Source organism: Enterocloster clostridioformis (genome assembly GCF_020297485.1).
Taxonomy (GTDB): domain Bacteria; phylum Bacillota; class Clostridia; order Lachnospirales; family Lachnospiraceae; genus Enterocloster; species Enterocloster clostridioformis.
The window spans coordinates 2,445,488-2,468,706 of sequence record NZ_JAIWZC010000001.1; the positions used below are offsets into that span (position 1 = coordinate 2,445,488).

The following is a 23,219-nucleotide window of genomic DNA, read 5'->3' on the forward strand; positions in this document are numbered from 1 at the left end:
GATTTGCGTAAACCAGCAGCAGACCGGAAACGCAAACCGAAAGCAGCCAGATGGAGACAAATAACCAACAGTCAGCCTAAGTTACTCCTCTTCAAAAGGAAAATAGAATCCCCAGGGAGCTGCAACTCCCTGGGGATTCGTCTGTGCACCATTGAAACACATTCGCTTTTCTCTGCTAATATTATATTACGTCATATAATCATAAATGTCAATAAGATAACTTACATCAATTTTTCTGTTCCAACCACAGAAAATTCTTTTTCCTTATTAAACCAACTATTTACAAGGAGGTTCCTAGAATTTCCCAGCCTTCGCCGCTTCCTCGATGCTAACCGCAATCGCCACTGTCATACCAACCATTGGGTTATTACCAGCGCCGATAAGCCCCATCATCTCAACATGTGCAGGTACGGAAGAAGAACCCGCGAACTGAGCGTCAGAATGCATACGTCCCATGGTATCGGTCATGCCGTAGGAAGCAGGACCAGCTGCCATGTTGTCCGGATGCAGAGTACGGCCTGTACCACCGCCGGATGCAACGGAGAAGTACTTCTTGCCCTTCTCTACGCATTCCTTCTTATAGGTTCCCGCAACCGGGTGCTGGAATCTGGTTGGATTGGTGGAGTTACCGGTAATGGAAACATCAACGCCTTCCTTCCACATGATAGCAACGCCTTCTGTTACGTCATTAGCGCCGTAGCAGTTAACCTTTGCGCGAAGTCCCTCGGAGTAAGACTTTCTCCACAGCTCTTTAACCTCGCCTGTATAGTAATCCATCTCTGTCTCCACATAAGTAAATCCGTTGATTCTGGAGATAATCTGTGCAGCATCCTTTCCTAAACCGTTCAGGATAACGCGCAGTGGTTTCTGGCGAACCTTGTTTGCCTTCTCAGCGATACCGATAGCGCCCTCAGCGGCGGCAAAGGACTCATGGCCTGCCAGGAAGCAGAAACAGTCAGTCTCTTCTTCCAAAAGCATCTTGCCCAGGTTGCCGTGTCCTAAACCAACCTTACGCTGGTCAGCAACAGAACCCGGAATACAGAATGACTGAAGGCCCTCGCCGATAGCTGCAGCTGCATCAGCTGCCCTTCTGCAATCCTTTTTAATAGCAATAGCAGCACCTACTATGTATGCCCAACAGGCGTTCTCAAAACAGATTGGCTGGATTTTCTTAACCTGATCATAAATGTCCAGGCCTGCATCTTTCGTAATCTTCTCAGCTTCTTCAATGGAAGCAATGCCATAGCTGTTTAATACAGAATTGATTTTGTCAATTCTTCTCTCATATGATTCAAATAATGCCATCTTCTTATTCCTCCTATTCGGTCTTCATCATTCTTTACGTGGATCGATAATCTTAACAGCGTCAGCAACGCGGCCGTACTGGCCCTGTGCCTTCTCCCATGCTGTGTTAGGATCGTCGCCCTTCTTGATGAAATCAGTCATCTTGCCAAGGCTTACGAACTGATAACCAATGATCTGATCGTCTGCATCCAGTGCAATACCGGTTACATAACCTTCAGCCATCTCCAAATAGCGGGGACCTTTCTTCAGGGTTCCGTACATGGTTCCAACCTGGGAACGGAGGCCCTTTCCTAAATCTTCCAGACCAGCTCCTACAGGAAGTCCATCCTCAGAGAATGCACTCTGTGTTCTTCCGTAAACAATCTGAAGGAACAGTTCTCTCATAGCTGTATTGATAGCGTCACATACCAGGTCTGTATTTAAAGCTTCTAACACAGTACGGCCCGGCAGAATCTCTGCTGCCATAGCGGCGGAGTGTGTCATGCCTGAACATCCGATGGTCTCAACCAGGGCTTCCTGGATGATTCCTTCCTTTACATTCAGTGTCAGCTTGCAGGCACCCTGCTGAGGAGCACACCAGCCTACGCCGTGGGTCAGGCCGGAAATGTCTTTGACTTCTTTTGATTTTACCCATTTTGCTTCTTCCGGAATTGGAGCAGCGCCATGATGAACGCCCTGTGCAACTGTGCACATCTCTTCTACTTCATGTGAATAAATCATGTGTTAAAACTCCTTTCAAAAATGAATTTGATCAAGTACAGTGCCCATTCGTTAAATTTATCACATCATACTTGGTTCTATTCTCTCACAAAATCCGACATTATGCAAGTGGTTTATTCTCTGGTATTCCTTATATTTTCGACATGATTTAGTATCATTTTTACCAATTTTATAATCTGGTATTTTGTTTATTAACGATTCATCCGGTACAGCAAGGCTGTCAAGCCACAGCATATCAGCCGCGGCACCTATGCCTTCATCCTCTTCATAATATGAAGATAATACCCAAAGAAAATAATTCCTTTTACAATGCTTGAAATAGTCAGGGCCCACCAAATGCCATTCAGGCCCAGGGCCGTTCCACCCAGTATCACGGCAAGCGGAATGCGCGCCGTTGTGAGAATAATGGTTATGACAGACGCCTCCATTGTCTTTCCCATACCGGACAGGGCTCCCACAGTCATCAGTTCCACACACATGAACATTTCCGAAAATCCGATAATGCGAAGATAATCAGCTCCGGCCGGTATAACCTCCGGCTCATGGATAAACAGGCTGAATATGGGCGCTGCCCCAAATATAAGGAGGCATGTGGTAAAGATACCCCATATAAACATAATGGCAGATGCCGTCATATACCCCTTTTTTACCCGCTTCAGGTTTCCCGCGCCATAGTTTTGCCCTACAAATGCATTGATGGCTGTCCCGAAACCATCTGCTGTCATCCACGAAATGGATTCAATCTGTCCTCCTACTCTCTGGGCTGTCACCGTAGCAACGGCTGCACCGGCTACTCCCATGCCGTGAATTGGCCCCAGGCCAAAGATAAGCAGAGGATCCAACACAATATTGGCCCCCATACCGATGCAGTTGGCCACAAAGGGAGTCCTGCTGTTGCCGGAAGCCGTATACAAGCCCGTCAGTGTCTGTCCAATAAACGCAAAGAGAATAAGGCCGCATGCAATTCTCAGATACACAATTGCATCTTTGACCACCAAAGACGAATTGAGGTGGAAAAAGCCTATCAGGGGTCCCGCAAAAAGATTTGTTATGATTCCATACGCAGCGGCCAGAACCAGAGCCAGCTGCAAGGCTCCCTTTCCGTACTGTACCGCTTCCCTTCTGTTTCCTTCCCCATAGGCATGAGCAGATTTCACCTGTCCCCCCATCCTGGCCAGGGCGGCAACACCGGAGGACAGCCAGGTATACATGGCAGCCGCTCCAACCGCTGCCACTGCATCGCTTCCCACCATGCCAATCCAGGCCATATCCGTCAGATTATAGGCAGTCTGGACCAGTGATGTGGCCATGATTGGCAGTGCCAGCTCAGTCAGGGATGTGAGTATATTTCCATTTAGTAAGTCTATATTCTTTTTCACTAATGTCACCTATTGCCACCGTATTTGCATAATGCTTCTATTACTATACTATTTTTCTGCTTTATATGCAATATACATGACAGCCAGGGGCAGCGTTAACTTTTTTGTTTTACACGCCCCATCCCCACCAATCCCAACAACCAGCGTCACACCCATTCAAAAAATCCAGAAAAAAATGTGCTGTCCACCTCAGAAAATACTACTATACGGGTATCACATACCATGCAGCAGCGCCTGCACAATCAGATATTGGTCTTTGCCGTAGCAAGTTGAAAGCGTTATAAGTTTCTCATCCCCTTCTGGAATGATTCCCGTCTCATAGAGGGACGCTGCCCCCATTTTCTCAAGATAGGGCAGCCACTCCTCCTCCATAAAGTTAGTGCCATAGGCTCCGGCGTCGCTCTGATGACGGAGCTGACAGGAAAAAATGGGACATTCCAGCCACTTTCCCCTGTAAAATACCTGTATGACAGGATTTTCCCGAAAAAAAGCTTCCTCGCCATATTTTTTCAAATCAGCAAACATACTTCCGTCCTTCATGTTATGCCCATACAGCACCGTGTTGTCCACAGCCAGGGGAACAGCCGAGGAATCCGCAAAAACGCAGCCTGATATATGCTGTTCCTGATAAAAGTTATGATTCAGATAATATTCGTTATCTTCATGCCGCACCACCGGATAATCAATTTCGGTTCCAGGTACAGACAGCCAGAACTGGTATTCCGGATTGATGGAAACCAGGGCCGCTTCATTCAGGTCAGGCTTTCCACAGGCAGAATTACCTTTAGGGTTTTCCTTCCCGTCAGTATACCTCACCTCATCCGAGTATCCCTCTCCATTAACATCCACCGCCTCAGCAGCATATCCTTCCCGGATTTCCTTCACTTCCCTTCCATAAGCCTCATCCTGTACCATACGATACCCCCTGCGCCCATCAGCATAGTCCAACCCCGTCTTAACCAGAAAACGCAGGCTGAACACAACTCCCGCGAAGAACATGAACATAGCCACCGCCATACCATACGGTCTTGTCCGCTTAATCATAGTCAGAGCCACGGCTGCAATCAATACCACAGAACAAATCCCAACTACAAACGCAGTTATCCCCGAAAACAGCGGCCGCACACTGTTTTTAACAACATACCTCTCGTCAATCCCTGAATATCCAATCTGTCCGCTCTCGTCATCCCCTTCGATGTCATCCAGAAATACGCTCCTGCTAATCTCCCCTCCATAAACTGCTGTGCAGTCCGCAACCAATTTACGTCCGACCGCTGTCAAATTTCGGCACAGCACCCCATCCTTCTCATAAATCTCACCATTCCACTGGAATTGCTCAATCCTGTACGCTTCCGAATCCAGGCCTGCCTGACTTAAAATTTCCGTCTCATGGCTTGTCAGGCTCTCCCTAATATCCTCCTTCCGTGCTTCAATCCTCACCCCGCCAACTTCATAAAAACCTGCGTCATAATCCGCCACCGTCAAATCCAGCCGGAACCCGTCCTCCCAATGTTTATCAGAAAAATGATAACTTACCAGTGGCAGCAGAACATTCCGTTCCTTTCCTGATATATCGTCTCTGGCTAATATCCAGGCGGTTTGCGGGACAGGCTCTATGTCTTCCATAGAGGTATATATCATCTTCCCTGAGACAGATAAGGTATCCGTTTCCTCCGCCATCACATCAAAGGCCAGATAAATTGTTATGGGTATCAAAATCAGAATAAATACCATCCATTTCCTGCCCTGACTCCATTCCTTCTTTCGTTTCATACGCAGACACATACTAAAGCCCGCCACACATAAAACTGTCATTGCTGCTGCCGCTGCCACGGGCAGGTCGTCTCCGGTCCTTACCGTATCCCTGTGGCCGGACCCAAAATGATATGTTCCTTTTCCAAACCGGTTTCCCGCTTGATACACAGCTGTAATGCTTCCTATTTTCCTGACCGGCGGCTTTTCCTTCCAATTATATATAATTATTCCGTCCTGTGTGATTATACCATCCTGCATCACCGCACCGTCCTGCGTCATTGCTCCACCCAGTATCCGCCCCACCGCATCCAGTGTAAACTCGTATACCTCATCAGCCAGCTGATATCCCTGAGGTGCCTCTGTCTCACGAATGACATACAGGCCGGGTGTTGCTGAATGATAAGTAAATGTACCGTCCGCGCCGGTTACAGCTTCGGTTCCCCCCTCGCCCTCAGTCTCCAGCCCCTTATCCGCAACACCGCTTACTCCTTTTTCGATCCTGAACCTGGCTCCCATAAGAGGCAGGCCGCTGTCTCCATCCAGCTTTGTAATTGTAAACTCCAATTCCTTATCCACAACCTCATATGTACCCCTTATGACATCACTGCCATTGACTGTAAAACTGAATATGTCTGGATTTAATGCATATCCGTTTGGCGCCTTTGTTTCCCGGAAGGTGTATGTACCATTTTCGGGCCTTCTTATGCGGAACGTTCCTGTGCTGTCGCTGACAGAGGTACCGATTGCCCGGCCCGTCTGGTCATAAAATGTGAATTCCGCCCCCCGGAGTACCCTTCCGGAAACATCTGTTTTCTTAAATGTAATGTACTCCACCTTTGGTCTTGGCCTGTTGCCTCCGCCGGATGAGGATGCTGTCCGGTTCTCAAACCGGAATACCTGAACCATATTGTGCAATACCTTATCATCCCCCCGGCCCATTTCCGGTCCCTCTGTCCCGGTCCAGTCTTTTACCACAATTTCCCGATCCTCAGTCCTCTCATATCCGGATGGGGCCTGAAGTTCATGGATGATATATGTGCCCGGTTTCAACCCGTAAAAACGCTGTCCGCTTCCTGCCTCGGATGTCCACTCCCGGACCACCTTTCCGTCAGACTTATCAATGAGCTGCAATCTGGCGCCTCCCAGCAGGTTTCCTGTTTCCGCCGACGTCTTTTCCACATCTACGATGGTTGTATAATTGCGCATAACCAGACGGGGAATCTCGGTCATTCCGTCCCTGATAGTAAATTCGACAGGAGTTTCCTGCAGTTCATATCCCTCCGGCGCTTTCACCTCAACCAGACGGTATTCTCCTGCACTCAGATTCTTTGTATAATGCCCCTGCCTGCCGGTTGTCCATTCTTCCGCTGTCTTCCATCCTGATTCTGTCCTGCGCTCGATTCTGAGTACTGCGCCTTCCAGCATTTCCTCTGTATCACCTGACAGCTTGTCCGTAACTACCCGGTTGGTGTCGTTGGCGGGGTTATATTCACAGACAATGATGTCTGTCAGCTCATTCCTGTAATGAAATTGGAATTCATACGGTTCAAGGGTCAGCATGTGCCCGGGGGCTGCCTTTGTCTCACTGCACACATAGGTATAGGGTTTAAAATTCCCATCCCGGTCCACATAGCCAATGGGTTGTGGACCAAACTGCGCCTGTCCCTGCTGGTCCGTGGTTACGGTACCGCATATGGAGCCCGTTGTCTGGTTCACCAGGCAAAACTCTGCTCCCTGCAGTTTTTCATCCGGCTGGTCCGAATCACTTTTTATAATACGGAGAATTCCATCCGGGATTTCATCTGTCATTTCTGTTTTTTGCAGTATCCGGCTGTCCGTAATAGTAAAGGGAATATCTACCGACTGCAGAAATCCGTACGGAGTTGTTATCTCCCTGAGGATATAATCACCTTCCGGGATGTACTCCAATATATGAGGTTTTAAATCCCCTGGCTGAAAACCTGGCGGGATAAGCCCTTGGTACTCATCCTCCTTCGTGTACCTTCCGTCCAGTCCCGAAATCCAGACCGCCTCAATATCCTGATATTGTCCATCTTCTGAGGGTTGGTGGAGCACAAGAGGCATTTCCGATACATTTCCCCTTTCATCCACCGGATAAATGGCAAGTTTTGCACCGTTTACCTCCTTACCGCCGGTGATATCCGCCTTGGAGACCTCCAGTTCAAGCGGCTTATCCCCCATCTTAAAATATTGTATCTCTTTCAAGTGCCCTTTTTCTTCTATATTAATAAGTATGGGGTCCGCTGTGGCATAGCCCTCAGGATTTTCTGTCTCTGCCAGCACATAATTTCCTACAGGCAGATACTCCAGGCGCACGGTCCCTTGCTCCGTATAATAATACCGTCCCTGATATGTGCCGGGAATTTCCCGGAAATCATAATCATACTTTATGATTGGATGATTTCCGCCTGCGTCCGGGACCACGCGGCCTGTGGCCGCCACCTCCTGACCATCCTTATATGTAGCGGCCCGGAATGTGAATATCCTTCCCGTTTCATCGTACCTGGGAATTCCATTTTCCAGCACCGGAAATCCCTTTTCATCCAGTATTGGACGGTATAAGGTCAGGTACGCTTCGCTGTCCCCGTAGATTACATCACCATTTCTTGTGTCGTATTTCAGAATATCAATGGATGTAAAATCATCCTCCATCTCAAAGCTCTGAACATCCCCTGTTTCCAGTACGTCAATATTCACCGCCTCTGACTGAACATATCCCTGTTCATAAGGACAAATGGTTTCCTCCAGTACATAATATCCAACTGGAATGTGGTCAATCCAATGGGGTTCTGTTGTCGTTACAGGTTCCCCGTGTTCATCCATCTTCATGTTTCCGTTATCATCGTACTGGTATCCGCTAATCCATGAGGCATAGACCTGGCCTTTTTTGTATATGCCATCCTGCTCCTTAAGGGGGGATCCGTCACTGTCCAGACCGGCCCGGTACAGGGTCATGACCGCTCCTCTTACCTCCTTCTGGGTCCGCACATCCAGCTTCGCAAAGGCAGTTTTGGTAAATTCATTCTGCATGAAATATTTCTGTACCTCGTCTGTGTCCCTGAGTATAAGCCCCATATGCCTGGCCTGGATATATCCCTGATCATAGGGGACGCCCTGCTCTTCAAGTATATAGGCGCCAAAGGGCAGGCGGGCAATCGAATGTCCGGCGCCGGACGTTTCCGGAGTTCCGTAAGAGTCCATGCTGTTGTCTGTTGTCCAGGACTCATCCTTTGCCGCTACGTTTTTGCCTGTATAATAGATGGGCAGTCCATTTTCATCATCCACTGTTGTTTTATTCTCATAAATCGTCTGTCCATTTTCATCCTTCCGTACCTGTATGGATTTGACCAGTATCTTATTTCCCTCATCATCCACTGTGTATGCCAGCATACGTCCATAGTCATCATAGACATATGCCATGCCGGTGACGGAATCCGCGAAACACAGCGGATTCCCTTTTTTATCCAGCACCAGCAGCTCTCCCGTATCCGGGTCTTCCCTGGTATCCACCTGATTCAAATCATAGAAATACAGATTTACCGGGGCATTATCCACAATGACGGTATCCCACACATTCCACGAGGCCTTATGTGTTTTCATGGCGTTACCCGGACTGTTTTCCTCACCAACCACACGTATTTCCTTATGAGTACCGGTATTTGTATCCGTAATCCCCGTTACCCTGCCGTCCTTGACAGTAGCGCTTACGCCCTTATAGACATGTTCCCCCGTTTTTTCAATTTCTATGGCATGGTACAGGGACAATCCTGCGCCGGATACGGAAATGTCAAAGCGGATTCCCCTGCCTGAAAAGGTACCGTCTGGCAGATACAGCGGTTTTACGCCGGGCATGGCCTTTAGCGCCTTTTCCGTCCCCTCCACTATATGTTCTGAGTATTCGTCAAATGGCTTAGTCACATACCCATCCCACTGCATGGTTTCCGGATTGTAAACAATATCTCTCACATCCCCCCGTTCCTCCAGCTTTTCCTTACGGCCGCTTACCTTATAAGCCAACCGGTCCCCGGCGTCATTGACCGTGACATTTTCCTCAAAACCTCCGCTTGTTTCCGCCATGCCCTGTGCATCGGTCTTCTGAAGGATGTTCTGGTTTCCCACCAGGGAATCCCCGTCCTCCACTTTATGAATTTCCATCCTGGAAGGATAGTCCTCCACCTTTATCCGGCTGACAGTCCGGGTCCGGACTTTATTGGTACTGCCGGCCACTGGAATGGCATACTGGTATTTCACAGCCGTATCCTCTTCCCATCCATCCGTGGTTCCGTCCGTATTTCTTTTTTCCCTGTAAAACGATACGCTGTCCGCGTACACTTCAAACGCCACCGGACGGCTCTTTACATACCCTTCCGGGGCCTGGATCTCCACCAGCACATAGGCGCCTGCTCCCAACGGCTTATACGTCTCAATGTATCCCACCGGCACCTTTTTCACCTGACCGTCTATAACTATTTCCCTGATTGTGGAGTATGCCCTGAAAATTCCTGTCTCATTCCCCTCCTGGTCCTCCTGCCTAATCAGCTGGCTTTCATCATACTGCGGGATCCCTTCCTTATCCAGACGCACAGGCAGGTCGTCCGTACTCCCATTATTCTTACCTACTCTCGGATACAGAATCCTCTTCCCGTCTGCATCCGTCACGGGATTTCCCCTCCAGTCCACAGCCTCGCCGTACAACACATTTCCGGACCCTGCGACCGTGCTCATTCCCTTTTTCTCCACATCCCTTTTAGCCGCATATATCTTAAACAATGCGCCGTCATGGATAATGGAATCGCCTGTCTCGGAATCCAGCTTCTCAATACGAAGTCTGGAATTATAATACTCGTCCTCAAAATCCTCCTGGGCAAAGGCCACGAAATTAAAATCCCCGCCAGTTCCGGAGGGAATCAGAGTCTCCACATTTCCCGTGTCCGGATTGATTCTGTCCACCGCGGGAGGCAGCACGGTCCACGGAACCAGCATAGAGGCAAATTTACCGTCTATGGCTGTCTGCATCCCTTTCATCGCTGCCACCTGGTCCCTGACTTCCATCTGTCCGTCTGCTGTTTCATATCCGTCATAGACCACCCCGTCCATGATTCCGGCGTCTTCGCTCTGGGAGGTATATCCGGCATAATATCCCTTTACGGCATTATTTCCGCCATCCATATATTCTTCTTCATAGGGTGCTTGGGATGTCAGGCTGCGGCCCGGCCGCACATCCTTATCCAGGCCGTATTTATATATCTCGAATCTTCCATCCTGTCCATTGGCCTGTATGATATGGGTCTCCTCATTGAAACGTATTTTATATTTGCGGATCAGGTCTTCCGGCGTATCCGTGCTGTCATACCGGAAATAGGGACTGCCTGTCTGATAATTGACATCCGCTTCCCCCGTGCCCTCATCCCGGCCGATATCCGGCACAAACGGAAGGGTGATCTCCCTGGGATAGTCCCTGGTAAAATGCCGGTTTGCCAGCTCCCTGTCCACGTCCGCGGGAACCTGCTCCACGATAACGTATGTGCCATACGCAAGCATGATGGAATGATTGTAATAATCATCCTTCCCATTCCTGGTGTTGCATTGCAGTGTGGTCACATCATTGTCAGCCCCTCCGCCAGCGTCGCTGTCCCAGGCAATGGCCAGCCTGTCATCCAGTCCGGTAAAAACAGACAGATAGCTCCCGGCCTCTTTCACAGCCCGAAGTAGCGCCTTTTCGTAGGCCGCATCGCTGTTAAGTCCAGGTTCCGCCGCAAGAATTTCCATTTTATAGGTATCTATATCATAGTAATCCACAGCAAACTGCCGTATCGCCTCCTGCGGCTTTTTCCCTTTTTCCACCTGCACTGCCGCGTACATGGCGTCAAAGAATTTTGTGTAATCATAGCTTCCATCTTCTTTTGTTTCCAAAAGCCGCTGTCCGTTTCCGTCCTTAGGAGGCAGAAAGATTTTCTGGACATCTCCTTTAAAATCCGCTGTTCCTATATCTTCTGAAATGATGCTGCCAGCGCTGTCCACAAAGATATTTTCCAGATTACTCTTCAGATATGCCTTGAATTTAAACTGACTCAGCAGCTTTGCGCCCTGGGAACTGCCGTCTCCCTTAAATAAACCCAGCAGCACGGTCAGCGGGTCGTTGTGGACAGCTCCGTATGTATTTACGCCGTCATAGGATGACTGGGAAATATCTTTTGTGACCTTTACGGACTGCTTGATGACTCTCTGCAATACCAGCAGCGGACCAGAACCAGTACCGGCTTCCTGCACCGGCTGATTCTGCCCCGGATAATTCAAAGCCTGGAATACTACATAGCTTCCTTCATCCAACGGAGGAACCGCAGCAAAGGCGCTTACCCCGACTCCAGCTATGTCTGTCAGGTACTGGCTGTAAGGCAATTCCTCCCCTTCCCAGTCAATGGATTTCTCTTTTGTCACCACCCGGAATTCCGTATATACCGGCTCTGTCCTGTCACTCCAGTCCATGGAATTCTCCACATGAATCACATAGCTCCCCGTGGCCCCATCATAAACAGCAGAAACCGGCTCCAGCTTATCTGTTTCATATGTTTCTGTTCTGTCTTCATACTCATAGACACGCTCCAGGAGAGGAATGGGATTCCCCTCCCTGTCAAGGACAATATCCCCTTCTCTGTAAGTCTCATACAGCGGCTGATACACGGTTTCGGCCGCAGCTTCTATATTGCTCCCAAAAGGAATGGCCGTGTTTATTTCCCGTTTTTCTCCTACTGACACAACGGCGCTTTTCAGGCTGTATTCACCCTTTTGATACTCAATCCAGTAACCAACCATCCCGGCCAGCCCCCCTGACACCTCTGCCGTTTTTCGGACATACAGTTTACGGTTCACGGAGTCATAGACCGCGGGGAAGGCGGCATCGGCCAATGAATAATCATGGCGCAGCAAAGCAAAGAAACTACCCTCCATCTCATATATATCCTCCACAGACCCGCAGTCAAAGAAGTTATGGACCGTGTACCAATCCATGATTTCCTCTGCCGCCTGTGCGTTGGTCTGGCCCGAAAGCCGGATTTTTGTCCACGGCGAAGTGTCTGAAACCGGTCTGTATCCAATCTGTTCCAACATGCCATTAATCTGTTCTGACAGATAATGTGGTTCAATGGCCTGTCCCCATTTACTCATATCAGCCGGTACAGCCGTACCGCTGGGATATGGGGCTGTCCTGAAACGGTAGGGCAGGGTCTCCCCATAGGGAATCCGCTCCTCCGTGCCACTGCCCGTAGCAGTATCCGACCGGATAATGGGATTACCGTCAGTCCCAATCTTATACTCACCTCCTTTTGCCGTCTGATAGACAGGGCGGCCCTGGTCATCTACTTTCATCTGAAGGGAACTTCCCAAAACCGCCCTGTACGTTTTTGTCTCTGTTCCTGTTTTTATTTCATAAAACTCCGCCCCCTGGGGATATCCGGTCAGGGTGATATCATATCCATTTTCAGTTTTGTAGCTCTCTACAATAAAATTATTCCAGGAGCCGTCTGCATCCATGGAATTATAATCGGACAAGCCGCCTGATATGCGGGCCTGTCCGGCCTCATGTATCCTGCTGACCGCATCCTGAGTCCGGTTGCTTTCCTTTAAGGAAATGCCGCTGACAGACAATTCATATCCCTCTGACCTGCTAAGCTCCATAACATAATAGCTGCCCATAATAAGGGGCCGCCCAATCCACTGTTCTCCATTTAAAGACACATAGTCGGGATAAACATCTGTGCCGAATCCCTGGTCCGATGAGGTGATGGACGAACCATTATAAAGATTTTCAGGTCCGGCGGCATTCTCCGGTGATATTATGTTTCCGTCATCATCCAGCCTGGACCCTGGTTTTTCCGTGTATGCCAGGAAAGAGGCATTTCCCTGTTTATCCGTGGCGGCTACGGCTGTCAAATCATTCTGGTTATAAACAGTACCTGATTTGCCATCCGGGTGAATGATATCCTGGGCCGCAAACAGGCCATAGACAGCGCCCTCCAGTGTGGCATCCCCCTGGGTCAGTCCGTAACTTCTGTCCCCGTCCGCGCGGTGCAGCTCTAAGTCCCTTTTATTGATGTGCAGCCTGCCCTCTGTCCGATGATTCCAGACCTTAAAGGTGTAGAGTATAGTATCCGGTTTCCCATAGCCCGATACATCCATGGATCCCAGGTCATCGTCCATAAACGACGGCAGGGACACGGTTATGGAGTCGTCGTCATCCTCTTCTCCTGAAAACAGGGACCTGATAAACCGCACTGCACGGTTTTCTTCCCCATCCGGTTCTCCGGTATCTTTCTCAGTGTCTTCCAGGAAATATTCAAATTCAACCGCGCCATAGGATGGTGAGACTGGCTTTCTGGCATATTCATATTCTTCATATATTTCACTTTGAACGCCATCCTCTCCATCCCTATCACCTTGAACGGCTCTGCTCTGATTTTCTTTATCAGAATTCCTCTCAGCTTCATCCAGGATATCCGCGGTATCTGTGGTGTTGTCTTTTATGTCCTGCATATCCTTATCTGTGCTGTTTTCTGTGTCCTCATCTATATTTTCCCTTGCAATGCCGTTTTTCTGAGTTTCCGTATCTTCTGGTTTCTTTTGGGTTTGATGTTTGAAATTATCTGTGTGTGCTTCTGATGAAATGCCGGAAAATAGAATGGTTCTCCCATGTCCTGATTTTAATAGATTTGGTGGTGGGGACACCGGCGATTTGGCCTGAAGATTCCCGTTTTTATCCGCCTCACTTTCCTGACTTTCATTGCCGTCCTCATCCTGCCCCCCGTTTCCGGGTGTGCCTTCATCCTCCCCTTGTGTTCCATCTCCATCCTCCTGTTCCCCCGCGCTGCCGGAAGCATTTTCCTGTTCCTGAGAAATACCGCCGTCAACGGCTTCCTTTAACGGAACATCTGCCTTCTTCTTTTCCTTCTTATCTCCCAATAGGCTGAATATACTGCGCTGTTCCTCAAGCTCCATCTCCTGACCATCCGGAACCGGATATTTGTAAGACCTTCTTTCTCTCATTGCCGCCACATACGTGTATACAGGCTCAATTGCCTTTCCCACAAACGAGCTGGGCCTATATACAGCTGCACGGGCATTTCCTCCCGCCTGGGCGGATGACAGCAGGACATTTTCTATCTCCTTGTCATCGCTGTGCTTTCCGTGGAGAATATATCCTGTCCGCGCCGTCTTTTCCTGTAAATGATAACTGTACTCCAATTCTATGAACCGTTCATATGTCTCATCCCTGTCCGCCAGCATGGCTTCCATAGCCGATGTGTCCTGTTCACGGTTATCCTCATCATGGTTCGGGGCATGGAAATCGCATGTGGCTGCGCACAATTCCTGTTCTGCCCTCCACTGCCCGCGAAGCCGGTCATTTTCCTCATCACAGCTGCAATCCTCATCCTCCTCGTGGTCGCATTCAATCCATTCCGGGGCAGGATGGCCCATGCAGTATGTTTTGCTGTAATTATAATATCTGGCATCGCTGTGCCTGGCATATCCATCTGTATCCGTGGTCAGGATGTCACAGATATAATTGTTTTCCGGTTCCGGCGACATGCAGTTTATATAGACCTGTCCGCTGGTCCCATCCGGTTCGCCTTCCTCATACCCCTGCTCATTTACCTGGGAAAAATCAAAATCTTCCCACACGTTGAATACAGTTCCCTCTAGCGGCTGATTCGTCTCGGCACAATATTTCTCCAAATCGATGTTATAAGTGCTCTCAAATGTTTCAGAATGGCGGTATAACTCCAAATTACCGCTGCCCGGCATGACCGCATCTGTTCCAACTGAAAAGGAGACAGATGCCATGGGGCGGCTAAAATCCAGCCATCCCAACTGCTTCTGAAAGTTTTCGGAAGCGGCCGGGGTAAATATATAAGCGTAAAAGCGGTTTTCGATTCCCTGGATTTGTGCAGACTCAATTGTTCCCTGGGGTTCCTGGTTTCCATTGTACTGAAATGTCACACTTCTGCCATCCGGCGCCAGTTGATATGACCACTGATTATCCGGAAAGGACCAGGAAGCACTCTGAAGCTGCGGACAGCTGCTGATATCCAATGTTAGCTCATAATGTCCGTCTTTCAGGACCATTTTCTGGACAGAACCAGCCCACGCAGGCAGTAAAGAACTGCCCGTACCATTATACTCGGCTTCCCCTTCCAGGATGTGGGCCTTCATTTCCTCAAAATAGGCCATAACCATGGGATCCCCATTCATTACTGCCTGGAACTTTTCCATGGCCTGCTTCTGCAATGCCCAGTTATGTTCATATCCATTCATGCATCCCCAGTAATAGACCTGGACGACCCCATAGCGCGCCGGAACATAATAGTTATCCGATACCAGCCACTCATAGGCAAGCACCATGGGCAGATAACGCTCAAACGGCCCAATGACGGGAACCGGCTTCCCCGGCTCCACATAATATTGCTCATATTTCGCCGGACTTCCGTCCGGAAGTTTGTGGCCTTCCTGTATGCATAATGCCGGCAGGGCTCCCGCGCCTTCCCCCACCTGGTAAATGTTCATATCCCGGTGTGTCCTTCCAAATGCATTCAGGTTCTTACCCCGGAACACCTGGCGGTATGGGTTCAAATTAATTAGATCCCCGGCTCCGCTGGTGGTCCGTACTGCCGTACATACCAATACTGTTGCAAGAAATAACGCCATCACGCGTTTCAATGTATTCCTTATCCTCATTTTTTCTCCTCCGGTAAAAAAACTTTGCACTACATGCCTCCTCTGTCCCGGCTGCGGGATTTCCCATCCATTATCCAGGCTCCATCGTCATTCCGCCACCAACGCCCGTTGCCAACCTGCATCCGCTGACCGGCATAAACTGACCGGCATAAACCGGCTTTACTGCCATAATTCTCTCGATGTTTTTCTTTTCGTTATTTTTCTTCCTGTTATTCTTCTTCCTGTATCCCTTTGCCCGCCGCTGCCCTTAAGTTTGTTTCTGGCAATTCATCCCTTCACCTGCAGAGGTGGGAAATTTCCGCTTCTTCTGTTAAAATGAATATTCCGGGCGCACAAAATAATTTCAAAGCGTGCAAAATAATATGCTTCAATTTTAAGATACATATAATCTCTCTGATTTTTTCAAGAATATTGATTTACGAACGTGACTGACTACTGATAAACAGCGCTGACTTTAGGAAACTGAGAAACTAACAGATATCATAAAAACACACCTCTATATCCTGAATAACACACGAAAACACACACCACCACCTTTTTCAATTATTCCTGCGTGAAAAACGGCTGAACCAGCCAAATGACCATAAAACTGCAAATAAGAATCCTGCACAGAGATTTCCATGCGATTTTATATAGAATACCATATATACCCTTAAAACGTCAATACCCAACTCTTTTTCTTTCTCTCTTGTTTCCATAGCCCTCTTTCCGTTGAATAAATGTAATAATAAATTCCGTTATTTTTTCAAATGGAAATTAACTCCCCTGCCTGCCCGCCCCAGCTATTGACAAAGAGCCAAAAAGCCGGCATCCAGGGTGTTCTGTCCGCTACAGACAGTCCCCGGATACCGGCTCTCTACATTTCAGATTCCATATTTACTTATTTATTTCCATTGAGATACTCATCGATTCCTCTTGCACCTGCACGGCCTGCCTCCATGGCAAGGATTACGGTTGCAGCGCCTGTTACGGCATCGCCGCCTGCGTATACGCCTTCCTTGGTGGTCTTCCCGTTGCTCTCATCTGCAATGATACATTTCCACTTGTTGGTCTCAAGGCCCTCTGTGGTGGAAGATATAAGTGGGTTTGGTGAGGTTCCAAGGGACATGATGACAGCGTCCACGTCGATGGTGTAATCAGATCCGGCAACCTCTACCGGTCTGCGGCGGCCTGATGCATCCGGCTCGCCTAATTCCATCTTGCGCACTACCATTCCCTTAACCCAGCCGTTGTCGTCGGTCAGAATCTCTACCGGATTGGTCAGCAGGTTGAAGATGATTCCCTCTTCCTTGGCATGATGTACTTCCTCCACACGGGCAGGCAGCTCGGCTTCACTTCTTCTGTACACTATATGCACCTCCGCACCCAGACGAAGTGCTGTTCTGGCAGCATCCATGGCAACGTTTCCGCCGCCTACAACCGCCACCTTCTTGCCCAGGTAAATTGGCGTATCGTAATCATCGCGGAAGGCCTTCATCAGGTTGCTTCTGGTCAGATACTCGTTAGCGGAGAATACGCCGTTGGCGTTCTCGCCCGGAATTCCCATAAACTTGGGAAGTCCTGCGCCGGAACCGATGAATACGGCCTTATAGCCTTCCTCATCCATCAGCTCGTCTATGGTCACGGATTTTCCGATGATAACATTGGTCTCAATCTTAACGCCCAGCTTCCTTACGTTGTCGATTTCAGGCCGTACTACGCCGGACTTGGGAAGACGGAATTCAGGAATTCCGTATGTAAGCACGCCGCCTGGCTCATGAAGGGCTTCAAAAATGGTTACTTCGTATCCCATCTTTGCGAGGTCGCCCGCGCAGGTAAGTCCTGCAGGGCCGGAACCGATTACAGCTACCTTGATGCCGTTGGTTTTCTCCGGCTTAGCCGGTACGAATCCGTTTTCCCTGGACCAGTCCGCCACGAAACGCTCCAGTTTTCCGATGGAGATAGGCTCGCCTTTGATGCCGCGGATACATTTACCCTCGCACTGGCTCTCCTGCGGGCATACACGTCCGCATACTGCTGGCAGGGCGCTGGATTCTGCTATGGTATTTGCCGCATCCTCAAATTTTCCTTCTTTTACTTCTGCAATGAACTTTGGAATGTTGATGGCAACCGGGCATCCCTGGATACATTTGGCATTCTTACAGTTAATGCAGCGGGAAGCTTCTTCCTGTGCCTCTTCCTGGTTATATCCCAGACATACTTCCTTGAAATTCGTTGCCCTTTCCTTTGGGTCCTGTTCCCTTACGGGTATCTTCTTTAATACGTCCATTATTCCTCACCTCCGCAGTTTCCGCATCCGCCGTGATGGGTAGCTCCCTCACGCAGCCGTAAGATGGCCCTGCCCTCTTCTGTCTTGTACATCTGCTGGCGCTTCATAGCCTGGTCAAAATCTACCAGATGGCCGTCAAACTCAGGTCCGTCCACACATGCGAACTTCACTTCCCCGCCAACGCTTACACGGCAGGCGCCGCACATTCCTGTACCGTCCACCATGATTGGGTTCATGCTGACGATGGTTGGTATTCCCAGCTCCTTGGTGAGCCTGCAGACAAATTTCATCATAATCATAGGTCCGATGGCAACGCAGACATCGTACTTCTTGCCCTGGTTCTCCACCAAATCCTTAACAACGTCGGTTACCATGCCCTTGCGTACATAGGAACCGTCATCTGTGGTAATATAAAGGTTTCCTGCAACGGATCTCATTTCCTCTTCCAAAATCAGCATATCCTTGGTCTTGGCGCCTTCTACTACATCCACGTCAATGCCGCGCTCTTTCAGCCATTTTACCTGTGGGTAAACAGGCGCGCTGCCCACGCCGCCGGCCACAAAGAGATAACGTCTCTTCTTCACCTCCTCCAGGTCATCCTTCACGAATTCGGAAGGCTGTCCCAGCGGACCTACGAAATCTGCAAAGCTGTCCCCGGCCTTCAGTCCGGCCATGCGCTCTGTGGATGCTCCCACAATCTGGAATACTATGGTTATCAGGCCCTTCTCACGGTCATAGTCACAGATGGTTAACGGGATTCTCTCTCCTGCTTCGTCCATCTTGACAATAACAAATTCGCCTGGTTGACAGGCCCTGGCTATACGCGGTGCCTCCACGTCCATCAGATATATCTTATCTGCCAGGCATTCTGATTTTACAATCTTATACATGGTTCTCCTCCTAGTAATATATACTCGCGTCCTCAGCTGGTGTTCCGCCGCGCGTCCGGACGTGACATTCATTGTTATTCCACCCGTATCCGGTAGCTCTTCTGCCAGTTTTCCCATCCGGGCAACGATATGATTCCCCTTCTGTCCTTCAATTCCCCCTTATATCCATCTGATGCGCAGATACCGTACCATGGTTCCAGACATACAAAGGGATGGGTGGCCTCCATTGTCCATATTCCCAAATACGGGAAATCGCTGCATTCCAACGTCACATAGGGGCTTCCATCCACAATCAGGCTTACGCTGCTGACCTGTGCTTCATCAAACATATATGTAAGAGCTGTATCGAAAAATCCTTTTGTCAGCGGCACCCGGCCCTCTGACAGCTTTAAATCTCCCTGAAGTTCTTCCTTCTCATAGCCCTTTGCATTAGGCGCAAGATAATGGAGACAATCCGTAAACTGCCCCTCCCTGCACCCTCTCCGGTTAAATTCAAAGGTGAAATCGTATATGCTCTTCCCTTCCGGCACCTGAAAAGCAGGATGTCCGCCCATCATAAACAGCATCTCTCCCGAATCCGTATTGGTGACCTTCCACATGACCTCGATGGTCCTGCCTTCCAGCCTGTGTCCAATCTCCACCTCAAAATGGAACGGATACTTCTCATATGTCTCCGGCGTGTCCTTCAAACGGAACCAGCATTCGTCCATATCACAGAGAAGGGGTTCAAAATCCATATCCCTTGCAAAGCCGTGGGGCGTCATGCTGTATTCTTTCCCATCATGGACATACGTCCCCTCATAACATTTTCCCACAAACGGAAAAAGCACAGGTGCGTGTCTGTCCCACACAGACGGTTCAGCGCGCCAAAGCACTTCGCGGTCCGCCTTCTTGTCATAAATCCTGGTAAGTTCTGCACCGTGGCGGGCAACAGTAACTAGAAGCTTATCATTTTCAAGTGTAAATAATGTTCCATCCTGTTTCACTATATATTCCCCCGTTCTCCTGTTTTTTAAGAAGCTTGTGAGAATTTACCCTCGCACAAGCTTTATATTAACATTTTCTGCTTCATGTTACAACCGGTTTTTAAATTTTTCCAAAAATTATTTTCTTTTTTTCAGCGTGTTGAACAATTTTTTTATTGCTCCTTTCTCTGGAACCTCCGGAAGGTATAACAGAGGTCAAAATAAGTCTGTTCATCGCCCTCTTCCGCCAAATACCATCCCTCTTCCTTTTCCAAGTCAGGAAAATATGCATCCCCGTCATAGGTATAATCAATACTGGTCACAAGGGCCGTTGTACAATAGGGGAGGAACTGCCGGTAAATGCTTTTCCCTCCTATGATATAGATATCACTTTCGTCGTAATTCTCCAGCGTCTTAAGCGCCTCCTCCAGGCTGTGGCAGACTACCGCGCCCTTTACCTTATACTGCATATCATGGGTCAGGACAATATTTACCCGGTTTCCAAAGGGCTGCCCTCCCGGCAGTCCCTCCAGGGTCCTGCGCCCCATAAGCACCACCTTGCCGGCTGTCTCCTTAAGGAACATCTGCCGGTCGGCCGGAATGGTCACCAGAGGCCTTCCGTCCTTGCCAATGGCCCAATGCCTGTCCGCTGTCACGCAAAGATTCAATGTCCCCTCACCTTACCCTTCTGTATACTCTGAATTCAAACGAAATACCCTCATGCTCCTTACCATCGCTGACCGACTCCAGTTTCCAGTTTTCATCCTGATCCAGATTTTCAAAATCCGTGTCCACATCAAAGGCGCGGTGAATGTAGGTCACATATGCCTTACTGCAATATGGAAGAAACTCCCTGTATATCATGCCTCCGCCGATGATGAACACATCCTCCTCACGGCAGTCCCTTAATGCCTCCAGCACATCCTCCACACTATGGTACACCCGGACGCCCTCAGGGGCATACGCCTCATCTCTGGAAAGGACCATATTCACACGGTTCTTCAGGGGCTTTCCCCCCGGAAAGCTCTCCAGTGTCCTGCGTCCCATGACCACGGTCCTTCCCCTGGTCGTCTCCCTGAAATACTTCATATCCTCCGGGAGATGCGCGAGGAGACCGCCGTCCTTACCAATTCCCCATTTTTCATCCACTGCAACAATCAGATTCATATATGAGTACCTCCCATTTTCTTCTAATGTCTGTTCATCCCTGCCCCGTTCACCGGTCTTGACAGATTATATCATGAAACCCTTTGAAAGAAAAGGTGTCCTCTGTTATAATGGTTCCATATTTAAAATGGAGGACAATGAACATGAGCTACGCAGACCAGATATTCATACAAAACTGCAACGATATATTAGAGCACGGCGTCTGGGATACAGACTATGACGTGCGTCCCGTATGGGAGGACGGCACCCCGGCCCACACCATCAAGCGCTTCGGCATCGTGAACCGCTACGATCTTACCAGGGAATTTCCCGTCATCACCCTGCGGCGCACTGCCTTTAAGTCGGCGGTGGATGAGCTTCTGTGGATATGGCAGAAGAAATCCAACAACATCCATGACCTGAACAGCCACATCTGGGATTCATGGGCAGATGAGGACGGCAGCATAGGCAAAGCCTACGGCTACCAGCTGGGTGTAAAGCATCATTATAAGGAAGGGGATTTTGACCAGGTAGACCGCATCCTGTATGATCTGAAGCACAATCCCTTAAGCCGCCGAATCATGTCCAACATCTACAACCACCATGATTTATGCGAGATGAACCTCTATCCCTGTGCCTACAGCATGACCTTTAATGTCTCCGGAAAAACCCTGAACGGCATCTTAAACCAGCGCTCCCAGGACATGCTGACAGCCAACAGCTGGAATGTATGCCAGTACGCTGTCCTGCTCCACATGCTGGCACAGGTAAGCGGTCTGAAACCCGGCGAACTGGTCCATGTCATTGCAGACGCCCATATCTACGACCGGCATATACCGATGGTAAAGGAGCTGCTGAAGCGGGAGCCTTACCCAGGTCCAACCCTGGCCATGGATACTTCCATCCAGGATTTCTACCAGTTCACCACTGGCAGCTTCCGGCTGGAAAATTATCAGTATCACACCTTCGGCGAGAAGATTCCTGTGGCTATATAAACAGGCTGTAAACAAAAGACGGATGGCCAATTCCAGCGGTCCATCCGTCTTTCTTTATTTCCGTCTGCCTTCCCCCGGCGCATCTGACGCCGTATGTTCCTAAAACAGCCCCTCATTCTTCTGCTCCAGCACCTTGATTCCATGGTAGAACATTTCATTATAAGGCGTAGGCACTCCCAGCTCACGGCCCATGCGGATGATGGTGCCTCCGAACATCTCCACCTCCGTCTTGCGGCCCGCCTCAATGTCCTGGAGGGTGGACGGCTTATTTTCAGGCGGCACATCCCTAAGAATGCTGGCCTGTTTTTCCATATCCTTTTCTGAAAGGCTGATTCCCTTCTTTCGGGCAATGGCTATAACCTCCCGCATCAGTTCCTCACGGATGAAATTGGCATCGGCGCTTACGCTCCAGGCCCCGAAGGGAATGCCCAGGACAGCGGCGCTCTGGTTCTCACTGACATTGCACATGTATTTATACCAGATGGCCCGTTCCATGTCCTCCGGGACAACGGTACGTATGCCCGCCCGTTCAAACAGTTCCTTCACGGCCTGTACCCTGGGGGACATTGTCTCATTGTGCTTTTCTCCCATTTCAATCCGGGCAGCCTTTGGATTAAAGGAGGCGCAGCCGTCCTTCATGACCACGCTTACCTTTGCCAGGGAATACAGCAGATTATCCCAGCCAAATACCTCTGCCACCTTATCCTCTGCCTCCACCCCGTTTAGCGGAGCCATAATAAGGGTATCCGGCCCAATCTGGTTTCTCATGTCCTCCAGAGCCTGGGGCAGCGCCGGAAACTTGGTGATGATAATAGCTAAATCCGGATAATTCTGACCGCAGTTTTCCTCCGGTGATACAATATTGAAATGGTGGCGGACCCCATTGACTATAACTCCCTCCCGCTCCAGGCGCTCGCGGCGGCTTCCTCCCGCAATCACGCGCAAATCACTCCCCAGCAAATGGCCCAGATGACTGGCCAGGAAACAGCCGATGGCTCCCAGTCCAATGAGGGATACGGTCCTTATTTCTCTTTTCTGTTTCATCC

Annotated in this window: 12 protein-coding genes; 1 reads left to right on the top strand and 11 read right to left on the bottom strand. The window is 49.4% G+C overall.

Annotation, left to right across the window (positions count from 1 at the left end):
• Nucleotides 1–294: 294 nt before the first annotated feature.
• From LA360_RS12375 to LA360_RS12420, 10 genes are all read right to left on the bottom strand, one after another.
• On the bottom strand, nt 295–1,305 hold the full coding sequence (locus tag LA360_RS12375; protein WP_002587023.1) for a GGGtGRT protein: 1,011 nt from the start codon (nt 1,303–1,305) through the stop codon (nt 295–297).
• A gap of 27 nt (nt 1,306–1,332) precedes the next feature.
• Nucleotides 1,333–2,025 (bottom strand): iron-sulfur cluster assembly scaffold protein, encoded by a 693-nt coding sequence (locus LA360_RS12380; RefSeq protein WP_002569846.1) that lies wholly within the window; start codon nt 2,023–2,025, stop codon nt 1,333–1,335.
• 248 nt (nt 2,026–2,273) lie between these two features.
• Nucleotides 2,274–3,413 (bottom strand): MATE family efflux transporter, encoded by a 1,140-nt coding sequence (locus LA360_RS12385; RefSeq protein ID WP_022200986.1) that lies wholly within the window; start codon nt 3,411–3,413, stop codon nt 2,274–2,276.
• A 204-nt stretch (nt 3,414–3,617) separates the two neighbouring features.
• On the bottom strand, nt 3,618–15,908 hold the full coding sequence (locus LA360_RS12390) for a SpaA isopeptide-forming pilin-related protein (RefSeq protein ID WP_112482235.1): 12,291 nt from the start codon (nt 15,906–15,908) through the stop codon (nt 3,618–3,620).
• A gap of 539 nt (nt 15,909–16,447) precedes the next feature.
• Entirely contained in the window at nt 16,448–16,606 is a 159-nt protein-coding gene (locus tag LA360_RS12395; protein WP_160116332.1) for a hypothetical protein, read from the bottom strand.
• 182 nt (nt 16,607–16,788) lie between these two features.
• A complete protein-coding gene (gene gltA / locus LA360_RS12400; RefSeq protein WP_002587020.1) occupies nt 16,789–18,177 on the bottom strand; it encodes an NADPH-dependent glutamate synthase in 1,389 nt (462 codons plus the stop codon).
• Nucleotides 18,177–19,067, bottom strand: a complete 891-nt coding sequence (locus tag LA360_RS12405; RefSeq protein WP_022200988.1) for a sulfide/dihydroorotate dehydrogenase-like FAD/NAD-binding protein — start codon at nt 19,065–19,067, stop codon at nt 18,177–18,179. Before LA360_RS12405 ends, gltA begins: the two co-directional genes overlap by 1 nt.
• A 74-nt stretch (nt 19,068–19,141) precedes the next feature.
• Nucleotides 19,142–20,053, bottom strand: a complete 912-nt coding sequence (locus tag LA360_RS12410) for an aldose 1-epimerase family protein (protein ID WP_022200989.1) — start codon at nt 20,051–20,053, stop codon at nt 19,142–19,144.
• 152 nt (nt 20,054–20,205) lie between these two features.
• A complete protein-coding gene (locus LA360_RS12415; protein ID WP_022200990.1) occupies nt 20,206–20,700 on the bottom strand; it encodes a dihydrofolate reductase in 495 nt (164 codons plus the stop codon).
• A gap of 7 nt (nt 20,701–20,707) precedes the next feature.
• The gene (locus tag LA360_RS12420) at nt 20,708–21,199 is read right to left on the bottom strand and encodes a dihydrofolate reductase (protein ID WP_022200991.1); all 492 of its coding nucleotides are present in this window, start codon (nt 21,197–21,199) and stop codon (nt 20,708–20,710) included.
• 143 nt (nt 21,200–21,342) lie between these two features.
• On the opposite strand from LA360_RS12420, the gene thyA reads away from it, so the two are divergent.
• Nucleotides 21,343–22,173, top strand: a complete 831-nt coding sequence (gene thyA / locus LA360_RS12425; protein WP_002587015.1) for a thymidylate synthase — start codon at nt 21,343–21,345, stop codon at nt 22,171–22,173.
• A gap of 99 nt (nt 22,174–22,272) precedes the next feature.
• Here thyA and LA360_RS12430 read toward each other — a convergent pair whose 3' ends face one another.
• Nucleotides 22,273–23,217 (bottom strand): ketopantoate reductase family protein, encoded by a 945-nt coding sequence (locus LA360_RS12430; RefSeq protein WP_022200992.1) that lies wholly within the window; start codon nt 23,215–23,217, stop codon nt 22,273–22,275.
• Nucleotides 23,218–23,219: the final 2 nt, after the last annotated feature.